The following is an 18,308-nucleotide window of genomic DNA, read 5'->3' as shown; positions in this document are numbered from 1 at the left end:
AGCGTGGGGAGAATTCGGTGTTGCGCAGTGCATTGCTGGCCGCGGGACGCTCGCCTTCGGTGCGACGGCTCGTCGAGGCCAACCCGCTGACCAAGCCCGTGGTTCGGCGTTTCGTGCCCGGCACGTCACCAGAGGACGCCGTGCGGGCCACCCGGGAGTTGAGCGGCCACGGCTTGTTCGTGACGCTGGATCGCCTCGGCGAGGACACCCTCGACGCGAGCCAAGCCGCCACCACCGTCCGGGATTACCGGCAGGTGCTGGGAGTGCTGGCCGAGCATGGGCTCGCCGAGCGGGCCGAGGTGTCGGTGAAGCTGTCGGCGGTGGGCCAGTTCCTGCCCTCCGACGGCGAGAAGATCGCGCTGGACAACGCCCGGCTGATCTGCGAGGCCGCGAGCGCGGCGGGCACCACGGTCACCCTGGACATGGAGGACCACACCACCACCGATTCGACCCTCGGGATCCTGCGCGACCTGCGCGTGGACTTCCCGTGGGTGGGCGCGGTGCTGCAGGCCTACCTGCGGCGAACCGAGCAGGACTGCCGCGACCTGGCCACGGCCGGCTCCCGGGTCCGGCTGTGCAAGGGTGCCTACGCCGAGCCGGAATCGGTGGCCTTCCAGGAAAAGTCGGAGGTCGACCGCTCGTACGTGCGGTGTCTGAAGGTCCTGATGCAGGGCGAGGGCTACCCGATGGTCGCCACGCACGACCCCCGCATGGTCGCCATCGCCGGTGAACTGGCCGCCCGCAGCGGCCGCACGAACGCGGACTTCGAGTACCAGATGCTCTACGGCATCCGCCCCGACGAGCAGCGCCGCATCGCCTCCGCGGGAGGACGACTCCGCGTCTACGCCGCCTACGGCGACGAGTGGTACGGCTACTTCATGCGCCGCCTGGCAGAACGCCCGGCCAACCTCGCCTTCTTCCTCCGCTCCCTCGCCACCCAAGGCTGATCCCCACCACCCCAGGCGGTTCCCGATTTCAGTGGAAACCCGGTCCCGATTTCCACTGAAACCCGGTCACGGAGTTCCACTGAAATCCGACCGACCACCCACCCGGGGTGACTCCACCGACGAGGCTGCGGAGTCGACTCGGGTGGGTGGGTTTTCAGGGCAGGGCGGTGATGCGGTCTGCTGGTGGTGGGGTGATGCCGGGGTGGGCGTTGAGGTAGCCGAGGAAGGCGTCGAGGTCCACCGGTCCGCCGACGACGTCCGTGCCCTTGGTGAGTTCGGTGAACCCGTCGCCGCCTCCGGCGAGGAAGTTGTTGACCGAGACCCGGTAGGGGGTGTTGGGGTCGACCGGCTGACCGTTGATGCTGATCTCGGTGACCTTCGAGCCGATCGGCGCACCCGCCGAGTAGCTGTAGTGCAGACCGGCCGAGACTTGCAGGATGTTGGTCTCCTCCGGGGTCCACTGCTGCTCCAGGACGGCCTTGAGCTGGGCGCCGGTGAGCGTCATGGTCTGCATGATGTTGCCGAACGGCTGGACCGCGAACGCCTCGCCGTAGGTGACCACGCCGTCGCCCTCACCGACCGGTGATCCGGGGAAGAGCAGGTCGGCGCGGATGCCGCCGGGGTTGGTGATGGCGATCTGCGGCGAGTTGGCCGCGGTGGCCTCGAACTGCGCGTCGGCGATGACGTCGCCGATCGGCGACTCCCCGGACGGGGCGGCTGCGCGGGGCAGGTCGCCGGTGATGCTGCCGACCGGGCGGTTGGCGATCGGGGCCGCCTTGGTGGCCGCCTCGTCGATCAGCGCCTGAGCGGTGGGGTCGGCGGGCACGTCGCGGGTGACGATCTCGTTGCGCGCCTTGGTCTCCGAGCGCACGACGTCCTGGCTGACGCGGTCGATGGCCAGGTCGGCGACCGAGAGCAGCCTGCCGTAGGAGGCGCCTTGCAGCACCTGGCGCGGGTTGCCCGCCGGGTCGTCGATCGTGCACTTGTACTGGGCGTGGCTGTGCCCGGTGAAGATCAGGTCGACGTTCGGCGACGCGGCCTTGGCGATCGCGCTCGCCGGTCCGGGCGTCAGGTTGCACTCGTCGGGCCCGCCGCTCTCGGTGCCGTCGCCCTGGTGCAGCAGCACGACCTGCGCCTTCACGCCCATGGTGTCGAGCATCCGCGAGGTGCGGTTGATGGCCTCGACCTCGTCCCCGAATTCGAGACCCTCGATGGCGCCGGGGGCGACCACGGACGGCAGCTCCTCCAGCGTCGCGCCGATGATGCCGACGCGCGTGCCGTTGACGTTCTGGACGTCGAAGGGCTTGAGCGCGGGACGTCCGTCGGTGAAGGTGACGTTGGCGCCGAGCTGCTCGAAGTTCGCGCCGGGGAACGGATCCCGGAACTGGCATCCGTCGGCGGTGTGGCAACCGCCATCGGACATCCGTCGCAGTTCCTCGAATCCCTCGTCGAACTCGTGGTTTCCGATGACCGAAGTGGACACTCCGAGCTGGTTGAGGAATTCGATCGTGGGCTCGTCGTGGAACAGCGCGCTGTTGACCGGTGAGGCGCCGACGTTGTCGCCCGCCGAGAGCACCAGCGAGTTCTTCACCTCTCCGCGCAGCCGCGCCACGTGGGTGGCCAGGAACTGCGCACCGCCGGCGTCGACGGCGCTGCCGTCGGGCAGCGTGACGCGGCCGGACGAACCCGCCGGGGGTTCGAGGTTGCCGTGCAGGTCGTTGAACGTGATCAGCCGGACCTGCGTGGTCAACGGATCCGTCCCCGCCGCCGGGGCCGCCGACACGGCCGGGGCCGCGGTCACCGCCGCCGCTGCCAGCACGGCGGTTCCCAGCGCCGCCGGACGGCTGAACCGAGCTGTCTTCACACCGATTTCCTTCCGCTGAATGCCCTCCGCTCCACTTCCCCGACGCGCCGGAGGGTCGCCAGCGGAATCCTCTCCCGCGCACATGCCCAAGACCAGCACCATCGGGTGAATGTCTAGAAGCGGACACACCCACGTCGCGCGGGCTCGGCGAAACCTGTCTGACCAGGCGAGAAAGCTCGGGGAAAGCCCTGGTCCTCAGGATGGACTCCGATTTGGACAGGGCCGCTGGGCAGACGTCGTTCACCTGGGGGGAGTGATCGGGATGGATTCGGGCACCCCCGATCTCTCGACCTTCCCGGAACTGCCCGGTCGCGGAGCCGCCCTGGTCACCGACGGGGACGAGCTGCACGCCTCCGACCTCGGCAATCTCGTCGACCGCAGACCCGCCGCGATCCTGCGTCCGCGTTCCACCGCCGACATCGCCGTCGCGGCCGCCTGGTGCTGCCGCAACGGCGTCCCGCTGCGCGCCCACGGCACCCTGCACACCACCGGCGGCCAGGCGCTGTGCCCGTCCGGCGGGATCCAGGTCGACATGCGCAGCCTCGACCTCATCCACGCGGTGACCGACGACCACGCCGACGTCGAGGCGGGAGTGCTGCTGCGCGACGTCGTCTGGCACGCCTGGCTGCGCGGACGCCGGTTGACGTCGGGCCCCACCGGATACCTCCAGCTGAGCACCGGTGGGGTGCTCAGCGTCGGCGGCATCTCCAGCCTGCACAGCGAAGGGGCGATCATCGACCGGGTGAAGGCCGTCGAGGTCGTCACCCCGTCGGGAGCCGTGCGGTGGTGCACACCGGAGCGCGACGGCGAACTGTTCAACGCGGTCCTCGGCGGGCTCGGCTGCGCGGGGATCATCACGCGCGCTCGGCTGGCTCTGACTTCGGTTCCGCCGCTGGCCAGGGTGTACGACCTGCACTTCCCGTCGCTGCAGGACGCGGTGCGGGCAGCGCGCGTGCTGGTCCGGCGCGGTGAGGTCGACGACCTGCTGATCCGCTGGTTCGCCCCGCAGCGCCACCGCTTCCAGCTCCGCTTCACCGCCTACCACCGCGCGGCCCGGAAGCCGGACGACGCGCACCTGCTGCGCGGACTCGACGTGACCGCGCAGGTCTGGGACGTCTCCTACTGGGAGTTCGCGACCAGCACCGACAACCGCTACGAGCCGTTCGTGACGGCCGGCTGGAACCGGGTGCACAAGGTGTGGGCGGACTACTTCATGCCCGATTCGGCGCTGGACGAGTTCCTGGCGGGCACGGCACCGGAGATCACCGACCTCGATCTCAGCGAGACCAGCATCGGGCTGCTGTTCCCGCACCGCCGCGCGTCGTTCACCCGCCCCGGCCTGCGCGTTCCGGACGACGAGCTGGTGTGGCTGTTCGACATGCTCTCCGACGCCGCGGGCCAGACCGACCCGTTCTGGCTGCCGGACCGGCTGCGCCGCAACCAGCGATGGCGCCGCCGCGCCGCGGAGCTCGGCGGCACCCTCTACCCCATCGGCACCGACCTCGATCCGGCCTCCCACGACCTGGTGCTCGCCCACCCCGCCCAGATGTCCTTCGCGCAGGAGGACCAGTGCCTCAGGTGAGGGTCTGGGTACCGATGACGTCGAGCAGCCGCAACTGCTCCGCCGCGTCCTCGTCCGGGGCGGTGTAGGCGACCAGCCGCAGGTCGCTGGCGGGCACCTCCAGCACGTCGCAGTCCACCGGGATGGGACCGAGCTCGGGGTGGTCGACGATCTTGGAGTGCGCCACGTGCTCACCGACGGTGCGGGACTCCCACAGCTCGGCGAAGCGCGGGAATCCGCGCAGGTCGTCGAGCAACGCCCGCAGTTCCGCGTCGGCCGGGAAGCGGGCCGCGGCCGAACGCAGGTCCGCGACCGTCGCCTCCTCGAACACCGCTGCCGTTTCGGGCGTCGAGCGCACCCGCATCGGGAGGCCGGCGTGGTGGGCCCACACGACGTTGCGCTCTCGCGCCGACAGCGCCGTGGGATCGCCGAACAGCGCCGCGTGCAGCGGGTTCCAGGCGGTGAGGGTCCAGCCCGCGTCGAACACGCCGACGGGGATGCCGCGCAGCTGGTCGAGCAGCCGCTGCAGGCTCGGCGTCAGGTGCGGCGAGCTGTGCCCGCTGGTGGGGTTGGCTTTCCCGGCGAGCGCGAACAGGTGGTCGCGCTCGGCCCCGGTCAGCCGCAACGCCCTGGCCAGGGCACCGACGACCTGCGTAGACGGGTTGGCGCGGCCCTGTTCGAGGCGGATGACGTAGTCGACCGAGATCCCTGCCAGCAGGGCGAGTTCCTCCCGCCGCAACCCCTTCGCACGACGGCCGAGACCTGCTGGAAGTCCCACCTCGGCCGGGCCGATCCGGTCGCGCCAGCCGCGCAGCGCCGCACCGAGCTCTGCGGGTTGTTCCGTCATCGGTCCAGTATCGCCCGCACTCGCTCCGCGTGGGTGGTACCGGCGGTCCCAGGAAGACCGTTGCATCGGAATTCGACTGCTCGGCGGCGCAGGGTGGCGGCATGACGACGACTCTCATCACCGGCGCCAACCGCGGCCTGGGTCTGGAGACCGCGCGGCGGTTGGTCGAAATCGGACACACCGTGATGCTCGGGGCGCGTGACCCACGACGTGGCGCGAAGGCCGCGGCCGAGATCGGAGCCGTTCCCCTGGTCCTCGACGTGACCAGAGAGGATTCGGTCCGCGCGGCGGCGGAGAGCCTCGACGGGCTGGACGTGCTGGTCAACAACGCGGGCGTGCCCGGTGCCGTGCTGCCACCCGGCCACGCCTCCCCCGCCGACCTGCTCGCCGCCTACGAGATCAACCTCTTCGGTCTGGTCCGGGTCCTCAACGCGTTCCTGCCGCTGCTGGAGTCGAGTCCGAACCCGGTGGTGGTCAACGTCAGCAGCCGTCTCGGCTCGATCGCCTCGGCTGCGAAACCGGATCCCGCCACGGATGATCCGCACTGGATCCCGGTGCCGGTCTACTCCTCGTCGAAGGCCGCGTTGAACATGCTCACCGCGCAGTACGCTCGGGCGTTCCCGGCGATGCGCATCAACTCCGTCTGCCCGGGTTTCACCGCCACCGACTTCAACCGTCACCGGGGAGTTCAGACCGTCGCCGAAGGGGCGGAGATCATCGTCCGGATGGCCACCACCGGTCCCGCCGGTCCCACGGGCGGTTTCTTCTCCCGCGACGGCGAGGTGGCGTGGTGAGCGCCCCGCGCGTGGAGGTCGTGCTGGACTTCGTGTGCGTGCACTCCTACCTGGGGTTCACGCGCTTCCTGCGCGCGGTCGAGGCGCATCGACGAACCGGTGGTGAGGTAGAGGTGCGGTTCGCGCCCTTCCAGCTGCGTCCCGACGCCTCTTCGGCCGGCGAGCCGTTGTTCGAGCTGCACGCGCGGGAGCGCGGCGAGTCGGTCGCCCGCGAGATCGCGACGTCGTCGATCGGCGAGCAGGACGGCCTGCGGTTGAACTTCCGGCGCGCGATCTTCACCAACACCTTCGAGGCCCACCGCCTCCTCGCCGCCGCGTCCGAACAGGACAGCGGTGAAGTCATGGCCGAGCGCCTCTTCCGCGCCTACTTCACCGACGGCCTCAACATCGCCGACCCATCCACCCTCACGGCTCTGGCCGACGAAGTCGGTGTCGCGGCACCGGTGGGCGGGGCGGATTCCCTGCGCGCCGAGCTCGATCGCGTCCGCGCCCTCGGCATCGACATGCTCCCTGTCTTCCGCTTCCCCTCCGGCACGATCACCGGAAGCGGGGAGGTCGAGCGGTTTCACCGGGCGTTGCGCGAGCTCATCTGAAACGTGAGGGGTCAGCCCACGCCTCGGGCTTCCGCGCGGAAGTCCAGCGGGGTTCGGCCGTCGTGCTTGCGGAAGAACTTGCTGAAGTCTCCCGGAGTCGTGAAACCGAGGTGGCGGGCGATGTCCGCTGAGGCGCGGTCGGTGTGGACGAGCAGCCGCTTGGCCTCCAGGACGATCCGGGCGTCCAGGTAGGACTTGGCCGAGCGACCCGTTGCGGACAGCGTTGCGCGGGTGAGGGTTCGAGCGCTGTAACCGAGGTCGGCGGCGTAGTCGGCGACTCGGTGGGTGCGGGTGAAGTCGCGCTCCACCGCCGCCTGGAATCGCTCGAACGGGCCGTCGGCCGAGGTGGTGGAGGACGGAGCCTCGCCCGCGTGGGCCAGTCGTAGCAGCAGCACCGCCAGCAGCATCCGCAGCGACCTGTTGTGCGCCTCCAGCGTCATCGAGCCCAGGTCGGCGTAGTCGGCGAGCAGGTGTCGCAGCGCCAGATCGACCGCGTCGCGGGCCGAACCTGCTGGCAGCAGAGGGGTTTCCGGTAGCGACGGATCGAAGGTGACGAAACCGGGCCGCCAGATGACGATCGTGCCGCGCGAGCGCGTCAGCGCGCCGTACTGGTGCACCTGGCCGGGGCGCACCCACAGCCAGCCGCCGGGCTCGATGACGTGCTCGGTGAAGTCGACGGTGTGCGGCAGCGGGTCGGCGTCGGCGTGGACGTGGATCAGGTGGTGGAAGTCCGGCCGCTGCGGACCGGCGAGGTCGATCCCGCGGCGTTCGGCGCGCGAGCGCAGCTCGGTGAAGTCGACGACGTCCATGCCGATCGGCGCGTTCAGCCCCGGCCGGTAGCCGACGTCGGTGATCTCAGCCATCTGCGTCCTGTCCGATTCTCCCCATCTCTTGTCGCCAGAATACCCGCTCACCTGCGTGATCGGCGCTTAGCGTGGAGCCATCAGCACGAGATGACCGAAAAGGAGAAGCGTGCGACTCGTCGTGGGGATGACCGGAGCGACCGGGGCGCCGCTCGGTGTGCGACTGCTGGAGCAGCTGGGCGAACTGCCCGAGGTGGAGACCCACCTGGTGCTCAGCCGCTGGGCGCGAGCAACGGTGGAGCTGGAGACCGGGTTGAGCGTCAAGGAGATCGGCGCGCTCGCCGACGTCGTCTACAACCCGGATGACCAGGGCGCGAGCATCTCGTCGGGCTCCTACCGCACCGACGGCATGGTGATCGTGCCCTGCTCGATGAAGACCCTCGCCGGCATCCGCTCCGGTTACGCCGACGGCCTGGTGGCGCGCGCGGCGGACGTGACGATCAAGGAGCGCCGTCCGCTGGTCCTCGTGCCGCGCGAAACGCCGCTGAGCGAGATCCACCTGGAGAACATGCTGGCGCTCTCGCGGATGGGCGTGCGGATCGTGCCGCCGATGCCCGCCTTCTACAACAACCCGGCCTCGATCGACGACTTCGTCGAGCACATCACCGCCCGGGTCCTCGACCAGCTCGACCTGCCGGCCCCGGCCGCCCAGCGCTGGGAAGGGCTCCGCACCGCCAAGCTCAAGGTTTCCTGAGTTTCTTCTGCGGACTGCGCGCGAGCGGCGCAGCCGCGAGACGTGAGGACGACTTGAGCAACCGGCACCGCCACGCAAGAGGATCTGAAGGAGGAGCACCATGGCCTACGACGACCTCCGGTCGTTCTTGAACGCCCTGGAGAAGGAGGGACAGCTGCTGCGGATCAGCGAGGAGGTGTCCCCAGAGCCGGACCTGGCCGCCGCGGCGAACGCCGCCGGTCGCATCGGCGAGGGTGCCCCGGCGCTGTGGTTCGACAACGTCTCGGGATTCACCGACGCGCGGATCGCGATGAACGTGCACGGTTCCTGGCGCAACCACGCGATGGCGCTGGGTCTGCCGAAGGAGACCTCCACCCGCGAGCAGGTCGAGGAGTTCGCCCGCCGCTGGGACGACTTCCCGGTCACCCCGGTCCGCCGTGAGGACGCGCCGTGGAAGGCCAACAGCGTCTCCGGCGAGGACGTGAACCTCTTCGACGTGCTGCCGCTGTTCCGGCTCAACGACGGCGACGGCGGGTTCTACCTGGACAAGGCCGCCGTCGTCTCGCGCGACCCGGACGCGCCGGAGGACTTCGACAAGCAGAACCTGGGCATCTACCGGATCGAGGTGATCGGCACGGACCGGCTCGCGCTGCAACCGGTGCCGATGCACGACATCGCACAGCACCTGCGCAAGGCCGAGGAGCTCGGCGAGGACCTGCCGGTGGCGATCACCCTCGGCAACGACCCGGTGGTGCCGATCGTGGCGGGCATGCCGATGGCCTACGACCAGTCCGAGTACGAGATGGCCGGTGCGCTGCGCGGCGAGCCGATGCCGATCGCGACCGCTCCGCTGACCGGATTCGACGTGCCGTGGGGTTCGGAGGTGGTCATCGAGGGCCGCATCGAGTCGCGGGTGCGGCAGATCGAGGGACCGTTCGGCGAGTTCACCGGGCACTACTCGGGTGGCAGGCGGATGCCGGTGGTGCGCATCGAGCGGATCTCCCACCGCACCAACCCGATCTTCGAGTCGCTCTACCTGGGCATGCCGTGGACCGAGTGCGACTACCTGGTGGGACCGAACACCTGCGTTCCGCTGCTCAAGCAGTTGCGCGCGGAGTTCCCGGAGGTCAAGGCCGTCAACGCGATGTACACGCACGGCCTGCTGGTGATCATCTCGACGGCCAAGCGCTACGGCGGTTTCGCCAAGGCGGTGGGCATGCGCGCGATGACCACGCCGCACGGCCTGGGCTACATCAGCCAGGTGATCCTGGTCGACGAGGACGTGGACCCGTTCGACCTGCCGCAGGTCATGTGGGCGCAGTCGGCGAAGGTCAACCCGTCCGAGGACGTGGTGGTCATCCCGAACCTGTCGGTGGTGGAACTGGCTCCGGCCTCGCAGCCGGCGGGCGTCACCAGCAAGATGATCATCGACGCGACCACTCCGGTGAAACCCGACGTGCGCGGCAACTTCGGCACCCCGACCAAGGACCTCCCAGAAACCGCCGAGTGGGCCGAACGCCTGCGCTCCGAGCTCGCCAACCGATGAAGCGCACCGCGCGGAAAGGAAACCCGATGCAGACGATCTGCCCCCGCTGCGCCGATCCGGAGATCCGCACCGTGACGACCTCACCGGTGCCGGGCGCCTGGGAGGTGCTGCAGTGCCCGCGCTGCCTGTACATGTGGCGCACCACCGAACCCGCCCGCCGCACCTCCCGCGAGCACTACCCGGAGCAGTTCCGCCTCACCCCGGAAGCCATCGCCACCGCCTCCGAAGTCCCCACCATCCCGCCGCTGCGCGGTTGAGAGCCGGGACCTAGAGCCTGGAGGCGAGGACGGCCTTGCCCTCTCCGGTGAGCTCGGTGAAGGCGGCCGACCTCCCGGCTAGGGTCATCAGCAGCGCTTCGCCCGGCCCCCCGACTTCGGGGCCTTCGCCGCGGGTCCAGTCGAGGTCCGCGGCCACCAGGCGGAGGCCGGCGGCGCGCTTCTTGACCCCGACGGGTGGTGCTTTGAACGCCAGGTCCAGAACGGCGCGCAGCCGTTGCGGCGGGATCTCGCGCGGGTGGCCGAGCGGACGGCGGATGTCCTGGTGGTGGATCAGCGCGTCCACCAGCGGGATCATGCCACCCAGCGCCGTGATCGGGCCGGTGGGCCGGAGGTGGGCGCGCAGTCGGTCGAGCAGTTCACCGTTGCTGCGGGCACGGGTCTCGGCGACACCGAGATCGTTGATGGCGTTCGGCCCGAAACCCGCTCGGGCGGCGCGCTTGAGCACGTCGGGCCAGGTGAGGTCGTCGTAGCTGATCGCGTGCGCGACCACGTCGCGCACGCGCCAGCCCGCGCACAGGCTCGGTGCCTCCCACTGCTCGCGGGTGAGCGTGCCGAGGTACTCCGCGAGATCGGTGCGTTCGGCGACCGCCATCGCCATCGTGTCGGCTCGACGCATGGACCACCTCCAGTTCCCGTGCGCCACGCCCGCACCTCCGAAGCTGCCAGTGCGTCCGATGCGCGCGGGTTCACGGTAGCCCCGGCCCCTGACAGTTGAGGTCGTCCGCCGGGAGTTCGCCGGTGAGCAGGTAGTTCGCGGCAGCGTCGTCGACGCAGGGGTTGCGCTGGCTGGCGAAGACGCCGTGCGAGTGGGAGTCGTGCAGGACCACCATGCGCGCGCCGGGAAGTCGGGCCTGCATCCGCCGGGCGCCGTCGAGCGGGGTGGTCGGGTCGTGGTCGGCCTGGGTGAGCAGCACCGGTGGCATCTCCGGGTGCCCGAACCGGGCGGGCTCGACGGGTTCCGGCCAGTAGGCGCAGGTGGTGGCTTCGAGCCCGGTGACGATCGGTTCGGGGTCGGCCGCGCGCAGCGCCCGGAGGGAGCCGATGACCTCGTCCTCGGTGGAGCGTCTGCTGTCGGCGCACTTGACGGTGCGCAGAGCCGCCTCGTAGTTGCGGGATTCCGGGTCGTTCTCGGGCAGCGCGGGGCTCAGCGGCGTCCCCTGGTGCAGGTGGGCGCCTAGGTCGCGGGCGAAGGGCTCCCAGCGCTCGGTGCGCGAGAGGGTCTTGTAGACGAGGTTGTCGAACTCTGCCGGGCCGAAGCTCCCGGTCAACCCGGCACGCGCCGTCGAATACGACTCGCGGACTCGCTGTTTCGTCTCGCCGAGCCCGAACTCCGGGTGAGCGGCGATCCATTCGAAGAGGGTCTCGCGCTGATCGAGCATCGCGAACGCCTGCCGGACGTCGAAGTCGTGCCAGCGGTCCGGGCTCACCACGCTGTCGAGCACCATCCGCCCGACGCGGTCGGGGAACTGCGCGGCGTAGGCGGCACCGAGGTAGCTGCCGTAGGAGACGCCGAGGAAGTTGAGCTTCGGTTCCCCGAGCGCCTCCCGGATGCGGTCCACGTCGCGGGCGGTGCCTGCGGTGTTCATCCACGCCGCATCCGGGTTGTGCCGCAGGCAGTCCTCGGCCATCGCGCGTAATCGGTTCAGGTGCTCGGATTCCGCTGGTCGGCTTCCCGGAACCGGCTCGGGCGCCGGGTGTTCGAACAGTCCGCCCAGCTCACCGCAGTCCAGCGGGGCGCTTCGGCCGACGCCGCGCGGGTCGAACCCGATGATGTCGTAGCTGCGCCGCACCGACTCCGGCAGCTTCGCCCCCTTGCTCACCGCGTATTCCAGCCCAGAACCGCCCGGTCCTCCCGGGTTGACCAGCAGCGCGCCCCGGTGTTCCGCGGGCGTGCCGGTGGCGCGCACGCGCGAGATCGCGATCGAGATCGACCGGTCCCCCTCGCCCAGTGGTACCGACAGCTCCGCGCACTCGGCACCTTCGAAGGGGCAGGCACCGAACTCAGGCGGCTCGGCCGCCGCAGGAGCTGCGGTGAGCAAGGGGGCCAGCAGCGCCAGCGCCACCACCGGGCGAAGCGTTCTCATCACTTCGGGTTCACATCCCTACGGCGAGTTGTCAGACTTATTGAAAACGATTATCATCGCCGAGCGTCAGGCGCAATGGCCGGGAGGAGTCGGTGTGAGTCACCTGTTGTTGGTGGAGAGCTGGGTCGGGGCGATGAGCACGTTGCTCCCCAGAGCGATCAACGAGGAGGGCCACCGGTTCAGCTTCGTCACCAGAGATCTCCAGCACTACCTGCGCTCCGCCCCCGGGACCGGCCCGCATCCGCTGCTCGGGGCGGACAACGTGCTCACCTGCGAGACCAACGACCCCGAAGTGCTGCTGCCGCACCTGGAACGGCTGCAACCGGTGCTCGGCTTCGACGGGGTGGCGACCTCGTGCGACTACTACCTGCCCACCGCCGCGAAGATCGCCCAGCGGCTGGGGCTTCCCGGCCCCGCGCCGGAGGCCGTCGAAAGCGCCTGCGCCAAGGACCGGACCCGGCGCGCGCTGCACGATGCCGGGGTGCCCGGACCGGCTTTCGCGCTCGCCGAGACGCTGCGCGGCCTGGAAGAAGCCGCTGCCGCGATGGGTTTCCCGCTGGTGCTCAAGCCCGTCGACCTGTGCGCGGGCATGTTCGTGCGGCGGGTCGACGACGTCGAGCAGCTGCGCGCAGCTTTCGCCGAACTGCAAGGATTTCCGGTCAACGCTCGTGGCCAGCAACGCAGTCCCGTGGTGTTGCTGGAGGAGCTGTTGACCGGCGCCGAGGTGAGCGTGGAGACCGTCACCTCCGGCGGACGGACCACGGTCGTCGGTGTCACCGACAAGAGCGTCGCCGGCGCACCGTGGTTCGTCGAAACCGGTCACATGTTCCCGGCCGCGCTCGACGACGAGACCCGCGACGGCGTCATCTCGACCGCCGTGGCCGCGATCGAGGCGCTGGGCCTGGACAACACCGTCTGCCACACCGAGATCAAGCTGACCGCCGACGGCCCGCGCATCGTCGAGGTCAACCCGCGTCCGGCGGGCAACCAGATCACCGAGCTGATCCGCCGCGTCACCGGCATCGACCTCGCCGGGGTGTACGCGCAGGTCGCGCTGGGCGAGAAGCCCGATCTCAGCCCGGTGGACACCGGGGCGTCGAGCGCGGCGATCTCGTTCCTGCTACCCCCGCGCACCGGACCGATCGCCGAGATCCAGGGCACCGAAGCGCTGCGCGATCCCGCGGTGGCGGAGTGGAAGCTCAAGCCCGCCGGCCACCGAGCCGGCCCCGCGACCAGCAACAACAACTACCTGGGCCACGTGATGGTGACCAGCGACCGGCCGGGCGCGGCGCGTCCGCACGCCGAACTGCTGATCTCCGGTCTGGACGTGCGCTACGCGGAGGACGCCGCGTGACGGCACTGGACGACCTGATCGAGACCGCGCTCCCCGACGCGGATTCCGAGATCAGCGTGGGTTTCCTGACCCAGCAAGGAGTCCGGCACGCCTCTCGGCAGCGTTCCTACCGCAACCACGTGCTCAGCCTCCGCGTCGGCGACGCCGTCGGATCCTGCGCGGTGGAACCCGGCGAGGTCGGCGAGGACGTCGTGCTGGACTGCGTCGGCGCACCCGTCCGCGATCTCCTGCGGCACCCGCTGCCCGCCGTGCGGATCGCCGCTCTCGACGCGCACCTGCAGCACCTGCGGCCGCACCACGAGCACGCCGAGGCCGTGCACCTCGATCGCGGTGACTCGCTGCGGAAATCGCTGCACCGGTCGCAGCACGTCGTGGACCTGCTGCCCTCCGGGGGCCGCCGGGTGCTGGTCGTGGGCGTCGTGAACTCGCTGCTGCAACGCCTGCGGGAACGCGGGATCGGCTACGTGGCCTGCGACCGCAAGGGCGGCAGCACCGAGTGGGACGAGCCGGTGATCACCGACGCCGAAGGCGCGCTGGACGACTGCGACGCGGTGCTGGCCTCCGGGATGGTGCTGGGCAGCGGAACCTTCCAGACCCTGCTCGACCACGCGCGCCGGACCGGAAAACCGCTGGTGTTCTTCGCCCAGACCGGGAGCGGCGTCCTGCCGCGCTTCCTCGGCGACGGCGTCACGGCCGTGTCCGCCGAGCCGTACCCGTTCTTCTGGCTCGACGGCGGCCCGAGCGTGCTCTACCGCTACTCGGAGGTGGCGTGCCGGTGAACGGAACACCGAACCCCGACCTTCTCGACCTGGTTCAGGAGACGCCCCTCGCTCGCGTGTCGGCTCCGCTGCCGCGTCCTCACCCGGGGTTCTGGGCGAAGCTGGAATGCCTCAGCGCGGGTGGGATGAAGGCGCGCGCCGCCCTGTCGATGCTGCGCGGGGCCCGCCGGCGCGGCGAGCTGCGCCCCGGCGCCCCGGTCGTGGAGTCGACCAGCGGAACCCTCGGCGTGGGGCTGGCTTTCGCCGGCAACGCGCTGGGACACCCGATCGTGCTGGTCGTCGACAGCGAACTCGAACCGGGCATGCGCGCCCTGCTGCGGGCCCACGGAGCCCGGCTGGAGGTCGTCGACCAGCCCCATCCGGTGGGCGGCTGGCAGCAGGCGCGGCTGGACCGGGTGCAGCGGATCTGCCACGACCTGCCCGGCGCCTACTGGCCCGACCAGTACAACAACCCCGACAACCCGGCCGGCTACGACGAGATGGGCGCCGAGATCGCCCGATGCCTGGACCGCGTCGACGTGCTGGTGTGCAGCGTCGGTTCCGGCGGTCACAGCTCGGGTGCGATCCGCGCGGTGCGCAAGCGGTGGCCGCACGCGCGGCTCATCGGCGTGGACACCGTCGGATCGACGATCTTCGGACAGCCCGCGCGTCCACGCGTGATGCGCGGCCTCGGCAGCAGCATCCATCCGCGCAACGTCGCCTACGCGCTCTTCGACGAGGTGCACTGGGTCGGCCCCGCCGAGGCGGTCGCCGCCTGCCGTACCCTGGCGCGCGACTCCTTCGTCACCGGCGGCTGGAGCACCGGCGCGGTGGCGCTGGTCGCGGCGTGGGCGTCGCGGGTGGAGCCGGGCGCGAACGTCGTGACGGTGTTCCCCGACGGCCCGCAGCGCTACCTGGGCACCGTCTTCGACGACGACTACTGCCGCGCGCGAGGACTCCTCGACGGCACCACGGCCACCCGGCCGGTGGAGGTCGCCGATCCCGAGGTCGAGGCCACGGGGTGGACGCGATGCCGGGTGATCAGCGATCCGCTGGTGAAGGTGGAGGTGCCCGCGTGAAGCTGCACTGGCGGGTGGGCGGACTCGCGCTGCGCGAACCGCTGCGGATCTCGCGGTCGGTGATGGCCGAACGGGGCGCGGTCACCGTCACCGCCGAGCACGACGGCGTCGTCGGCCACGGCGAAGTGGTGACCAGCGTCTACTACGGACTGGACGTGGACCGCATCGAGCGGGAGCTCGCGGCGGCGCAGCGCGACCTCGCCCCGCTCGACCCCACTTCCGCGCTGGTGGCAGGCATATCGGGCTCCCCCGGCGTGCGGTCGGCGGTGGACGCCGCGTTGCACGACCTGGTGGCCCGCACGCGCGGCGTCGCCGTCTACGACCTGGTCGGGACCGCGCCGAGCTGGCCGGTGCCCACGGCGCGCACCATCGGCATCACCCCGACCCACCGCGCCGTGGCGTCGGCCTGCGAACTGGCCTCCCAGGGGTTCCGGCTGCTCAAGGTGAAGATCGGCGCCGAGCCCGAGGAGCTGGACCGGGTCAAGGCCATCCGCGACGCGCTGCCGGACGTCCGGCTGCTGCTGGACCCCAACGGCGCCTGGGAACCCGAGCGAGCGGCCGACATGCTCCGCGCTGCGGCCGAATTCGACGTCGACGCGGTGGAGCAGCCCATCGCCCCGGGAACACCCGACGTGCTCGCCCGGGTGGCGGCGGACTCCCCGATCCCGGTGATCGCCGACGAGGACGCCCGAACCGTCGACGGCGTGCGCGCGCTGGGCTCGCGGGTGCACGGGATCAACATCAAACTGCCCGAATGCGGTGGGATCCGGGCCGCGCGGGAACTCGTCGACACCGCACGGGATTCCGGCGTCGACGTGATGCTCGGGTGCCAGGTCGCCAGTTCGCTGGGCATCGCACCGGCCGTGCACCTGACCGGGCTGGCCCGCTGGGTCGACCTCGACGGTCACCTGCTGCTGGCCCGAGACCCGTGGACCGGCATCGGCGGTGAGGACGGGCTGCTGCGCGTCACCGGCGCCACCGGACTGGGGGTTCGACCCTCGTGAAGACCTGGCGACTCATCCGCACCTACCCGCTGGCGGTGCAGGTGCTGCTGGTCAACCAGCTCGGCGTGAACACCGGCTTCTACCTGCTCATCCCCTACCTCGCCGGATACCTCGGGCACGACCTGGGGATGTCGGCGGCGGTGGTCGGGGTGATCCTCGGCGTGCGCAACCTCAGCCAGCAGGGCCTGTTCCTGGTCGGTGGCTCGGCCGCGGACCGGCTCGGCGCGCGCGGCGTCATCATCGCCGGATGCGCGCTGCGCGCGGTGGGTTTCGGGCTGTTCGCCTTGGGTTCCTCCGTGCCGGTGCTGCTGGGGGCCTCGGTGCTCAGCGGCCTGGCCGGTGCGCTGTTCAACCCGGCGGTGCGCGCCTACCTCGCGACCGAGGCCGGTGACCGTCGCGCCGAGGTGTTCTCGCTGTTCAACGTGTTCGCCAACACCGGGATGCTGCTCGGTCCGCTGCTGGGAAGCGCGCTGCTGCTGGTGAACTTCCGGGTCTCGGCGGTGATCGCGGCGGTGATCTTCGCGCTGCTGACGGTCGCGCAGGTGCTGGTGCTGCCGGTGCGTCGGGTGGAGCGCTCGGGAACCTCGTTCCTCACCGACTGGCGCGGCGTGCTCACCGATCGCCGCTTCCTGGCGTTCACCGGAGCGCTGACCGGCATGTTCGCCCTGCAGAACCAGCTCTACCTGGTGCTTCCGATGCACGCCGAGCAGTTCACCGGTTCGCCTGCGTCGGTGTCGGTGATCTTCCTGGTGTCGACGGCGGCGAGCTTGCTGCTGCAGGTGCGCATCACCGCCCGGTTCTCCGAGCGGTGGAGCCGGGGGCGTTCCATCGCCACCGGCCTGGCGCTGATGGGCGGCTCGTTCGCGGTCACCGCCGTCGCGGCGAGCCTGCTGCCAGGCACTGCGCCGGACTCGCCGGGGGAGGCAGTGCTGCGGCTGGTTCCGGTGCTGGTCACCGCGTTAGGGCTGTCCGTCGGCGTGATGCTGGCGCAACCGTTCGTCTACGAGCTCATCCCGTCGTTCGGAGGCGCGGCGCTGTCCGGCACCTACTTCGGCGTGTTCTACCTGGCCTCCGGTCTGACGGCCGCCGCGGGCAACGCCCTCATCGGCTGGGCCACCGATCTCGCCGCCCCGAGCCTGCCGTGGCTCCCGTCCGCCCTGTGCGTCCTCATCGGACTCGCCTCCGCACTCGCCGTCCTCGCCGTCCACCGCCGCACCGGCATCGGCCCCCGAACCGAGGAACCCGCATGCGCAACTTCCTGACCGACAACCCCGAGATCTACGAGGCCTGGTTCCCCGACCCCGACCACACCGCGGCCACCTTCGTCCACGACGTCGTCACCCGCTTCACCGGATTTCAGTGGAAATCAGAATCCCGATTTCCACTGAAATCCCAACGCCCGAGCCGGGACCTGCTCGACGTGGGGTGCGGGACGGGGCGGGACGCGCGGTACTGGGTGCGCACCGGGTACCGGGTGACCGGCATCGACACCTCCGCCGACATGGTCGCGCACGCCCAAGAGCACTGCCCCGACGCGCGGTTCGTCGTCGCCGACATGCGGGAGTTCGCGCTGGGGCGGGAGTTCGACGTGATCACCTGCCTGGACAGCGCGCTGCTGTACTGCCACCGCAACGAGGAGCTGGTGTCGTTCCTGCGGCAGTGCCACGAGCACCTCCGTCCCGGCGGGCTGCTGGTCGCCGAGGCGCGCAACGGGGCGTTCTTCCTGGGCAACACCGAACTGCTGGACGAGACCTCCGAACGAGAGCTCACCTACGACGGGTCGACCTACCGGTCCCGGACGCGACTGTGGATCGACCACGCCGGACAGCTGCTGCGGCGAGAACGCGTGTGGCGGCACGACGGCTCCGAGCTCGTTCAGCGATCCGCCTGGCGCCTGCTGTTCCCGCAGGAACTGCGCCACTTCGCCGACACCTGCGGATTCGACGTCCTGGCCCTGTTCGACGAACCCGGCCCCCGCACCGACACCCGCTGGCAGGCCGACGCGGAGCTGTCCGAGCGGATGTCCGGAGACCGCCTGCACCTGATCGCACGCCGACGCTAGA

The 18,308-nt window shown here is 70.6% G+C and carries 18 protein-coding genes; 13 read left to right on the top strand and 5 right to left on the bottom strand.

The genetic code is table 11. The features are described 5' to 3' along the window. The first annotated feature begins 17 nt into the window (after positions 1–17). Positions 18–947, top strand: a complete 930-nt coding sequence (locus AB0J78_RS30330) for a proline dehydrogenase family protein (protein WP_363794945.1) — start codon at positions 18–20, stop codon at positions 945–947. A 154-nt stretch (positions 948–1,101) separates the two neighbouring features. Here the strand turns inward: AB0J78_RS30330 and AB0J78_RS30325 are convergent, their stop codons facing one another. Beyond that, positions 1,102–2,811: a bifunctional UDP-sugar hydrolase/5'-nucleotidase gene (locus tag AB0J78_RS30325; protein WP_363794943.1), complete on the bottom strand. Its 1,710-nt coding sequence runs from the start codon at positions 2,809–2,811 to the stop codon at positions 1,102–1,104. Positions 2,812–3,073: 262 nt separating this feature from the next. Between AB0J78_RS30325 and AB0J78_RS30320 the strand changes: the two genes are divergently transcribed. Then, positions 3,074–4,393: an FAD-binding protein gene (locus AB0J78_RS30320; RefSeq protein WP_363794941.1), complete on the top strand. Its 1,320-nt coding sequence runs from the start codon at positions 3,074–3,076 to the stop codon at positions 4,391–4,393. Here AB0J78_RS30320 and AB0J78_RS30315 read toward each other — a convergent pair. Then, positions 4,386–5,219, bottom strand: coding sequence for a helix-turn-helix domain-containing protein (locus AB0J78_RS30315; protein WP_363794939.1), 834 nt, complete (start codon positions 5,217–5,219; stop codon positions 4,386–4,388). The genes AB0J78_RS30320 and AB0J78_RS30315 overlap by 8 nt on opposite strands. Before the next feature lie 101 nt (positions 5,220–5,320). Between AB0J78_RS30315 and AB0J78_RS30310 the strand changes: the two genes are divergently transcribed. Continuing rightward, positions 5,321–6,013, top strand: a complete 693-nt coding sequence (locus tag AB0J78_RS30310; RefSeq protein WP_363794937.1) for an SDR family NAD(P)-dependent oxidoreductase — start codon at positions 5,321–5,323, stop codon at positions 6,011–6,013. Next, positions 6,010–6,606, top strand: a complete 597-nt coding sequence (locus AB0J78_RS30305) for a DsbA family protein (protein ID WP_363794935.1) — start codon at positions 6,010–6,012, stop codon at positions 6,604–6,606. Before AB0J78_RS30310 ends, AB0J78_RS30305 begins: the two co-directional genes overlap by 4 nt. Positions 6,607–6,617: 11 nt before the next feature. On the opposite strand, the gene AB0J78_RS30300 is transcribed toward AB0J78_RS30305, so the two are convergent. Beyond that, complete coding sequence (locus tag AB0J78_RS30300; RefSeq protein ID WP_363794933.1) at positions 6,618–7,469, bottom strand: AraC family transcriptional regulator; 852 nt, start codon at positions 7,467–7,469, stop codon at positions 6,618–6,620. Positions 7,470–7,578: 109 nt separating this feature from the next. Here AB0J78_RS30300 and AB0J78_RS30295 point away from each other — a divergent pair, with 109 nt between their 5' ends. From AB0J78_RS30295 to AB0J78_RS30285, 3 genes are all read left to right on the top strand, one after another. Continuing rightward, positions 7,579–8,163: a non-oxidative hydroxyarylic acid decarboxylases subunit B gene (locus tag AB0J78_RS30295; protein WP_363794931.1), complete on the top strand. Its 585-nt coding sequence runs from the start codon at positions 7,579–7,581 to the stop codon at positions 8,161–8,163. Positions 8,164–8,263: 100 nt separating this feature from the next. Then, the gene (locus tag AB0J78_RS30290; protein ID WP_363794929.1) at positions 8,264–9,688 is read left to right on the top strand and encodes a non-oxidative hydroxyarylic acid decarboxylases subunit C; all 1,425 of its coding nucleotides are present in this window, start codon (positions 8,264–8,266) and stop codon (positions 9,686–9,688) included. A gap of 26 nt (positions 9,689–9,714) precedes the next feature. Further along, complete coding sequence (locus tag AB0J78_RS30285) at positions 9,715–9,945, top strand: non-oxidative hydroxyarylic acid decarboxylases subunit D (RefSeq protein WP_363794927.1); 231 nt, start codon at positions 9,715–9,717, stop codon at positions 9,943–9,945. A gap of 10 nt (positions 9,946–9,955) precedes the next feature. On the opposite strand, the gene AB0J78_RS30280 is transcribed toward AB0J78_RS30285, so the two are convergent. Continuing rightward, on the bottom strand, positions 9,956–10,582 hold the full coding sequence (locus AB0J78_RS30280) for a maleylpyruvate isomerase family mycothiol-dependent enzyme (RefSeq protein ID WP_363794925.1): 627 nt from the start codon (positions 10,580–10,582) through the stop codon (positions 9,956–9,958). 70 nt (positions 10,583–10,652) lie between these two features. Then, complete coding sequence (locus tag AB0J78_RS30275; RefSeq protein WP_363794923.1) at positions 10,653–12,050, bottom strand: alpha/beta hydrolase; 1,398 nt, start codon at positions 12,048–12,050, stop codon at positions 10,653–10,655. Positions 12,051–12,144: 94 nt separating this feature from the next. Here AB0J78_RS30275 and AB0J78_RS30270 point away from each other — a divergent pair, with 94 nt between their 5' ends. Genes AB0J78_RS30270 through AB0J78_RS30245 form a run of 6 tightly spaced genes read left to right on the top strand, consistent with a single transcriptional unit; the run spans position 12,145 to position 18,307 of the window. Next, positions 12,145–13,404 (top strand): ATP-grasp domain-containing protein, encoded by a 1,260-nt coding sequence (locus AB0J78_RS30270; RefSeq protein ID WP_363794921.1) that lies wholly within the window; start codon positions 12,145–12,147, stop codon positions 13,402–13,404. After that, on the top strand, positions 13,401–14,183 hold the full coding sequence (locus AB0J78_RS30265; RefSeq protein ID WP_363794919.1) for a DUF364 domain-containing protein: 783 nt from the start codon (positions 13,401–13,403) through the stop codon (positions 14,181–14,183). The genes AB0J78_RS30270 and AB0J78_RS30265 overlap by 4 nt, the downstream gene beginning before the upstream one ends. A gap of 29 nt (positions 14,184–14,212) precedes the next feature. Beyond that, the gene (locus AB0J78_RS30260) at positions 14,213–15,241 is read left to right on the top strand and encodes a PLP-dependent cysteine synthase family protein (protein WP_363795080.1); all 1,029 of its coding nucleotides are present in this window, start codon (positions 14,213–14,215) and stop codon (positions 15,239–15,241) included. After that, positions 15,238–16,245, top strand: coding sequence for a dipeptide epimerase (locus AB0J78_RS30255; protein ID WP_363794917.1), 1,008 nt, complete (start codon positions 15,238–15,240; stop codon positions 16,243–16,245). Before AB0J78_RS30260 ends, AB0J78_RS30255 begins: the two co-directional genes overlap by 4 nt. Continuing rightward, positions 16,242–17,507, top strand: a complete 1,266-nt coding sequence (locus tag AB0J78_RS30250) for an MFS transporter (protein ID WP_363794915.1) — start codon at positions 16,242–16,244, stop codon at positions 17,505–17,507. The genes AB0J78_RS30255 and AB0J78_RS30250 overlap by 4 nt, the downstream gene beginning before the upstream one ends. Next, positions 17,492–18,307 carry a class I SAM-dependent methyltransferase gene (locus tag AB0J78_RS30245; RefSeq protein WP_363794913.1) on the top strand — a complete coding sequence of 272 codons (816 nt, stop codon included), beginning with the start codon at positions 17,492–17,494 and terminating at the stop codon, positions 18,305–18,307. The genes AB0J78_RS30250 and AB0J78_RS30245 overlap by 16 nt, the downstream gene beginning before the upstream one ends. Position 18,308 lies beyond the last annotated feature (1 nt).

Origin of the sequence: Saccharopolyspora sp. NPDC049426 (assembly GCF_040676935.1) — a bacterium.
Lineage (GTDB): Bacteria > Actinomycetota > Actinomycetes > Mycobacteriales > Pseudonocardiaceae > Saccharopolyspora.
This window is presented reverse-complemented; position numbering and strand designations above follow the sequence as displayed.

What these genes read in the sequence shown, in the direction of transcription:
- AB0J78_RS30275 (WP_363794923.1), bottom strand. Translation starts at nt 12,050, where the DNA reads ATGAGAACGCTTCGCCCGGTGGTGGCGCTGGCGCTGCTGGCCCCCTTG.
- AB0J78_RS30285 (WP_363794927.1), top strand. Translation starts at nt 9,715, where the DNA reads ATGCAGACGATCTGCCCCCGCTGCGCCGATCCGGAGATCCGCACCGTG.
- AB0J78_RS30310 (WP_363794937.1), top strand. Translation starts at nt 5,321, where the DNA reads ATGACGACGACTCTCATCACCGGCGCCAACCGCGGCCTGGGTCTGGAG.
- AB0J78_RS30320 (WP_363794941.1), top strand. Translation starts at nt 3,074, where the DNA reads ATGGATTCGGGCACCCCCGATCTCTCGACCTTCCCGGAACTGCCCGGT.
- AB0J78_RS30300 (WP_363794933.1), bottom strand. Translation starts at nt 7,469, where the DNA reads ATGGCTGAGATCACCGACGTCGGCTACCGGCCGGGGCTGAACGCGCCG.
- AB0J78_RS30315 (WP_363794939.1), bottom strand. Translation starts at nt 5,219, where the DNA reads ATGACGGAACAACCCGCAGAGCTCGGTGCGGCGCTGCGCGGCTGGCGC.
- AB0J78_RS30245 (WP_363794913.1), top strand. Translation starts at nt 17,492, where the DNA reads ATGCGCAACTTCCTGACCGACAACCCCGAGATCTACGAGGCCTGGTTC.
- AB0J78_RS30280 (WP_363794925.1), bottom strand. Translation starts at nt 10,582, where the DNA reads ATGCGTCGAGCCGACACGATGGCGATGGCGGTCGCCGAACGCACCGAT.
- AB0J78_RS30290 (WP_363794929.1), top strand. Translation starts at nt 8,264, where the DNA reads ATGGCCTACGACGACCTCCGGTCGTTCTTGAACGCCCTGGAGAAGGAG.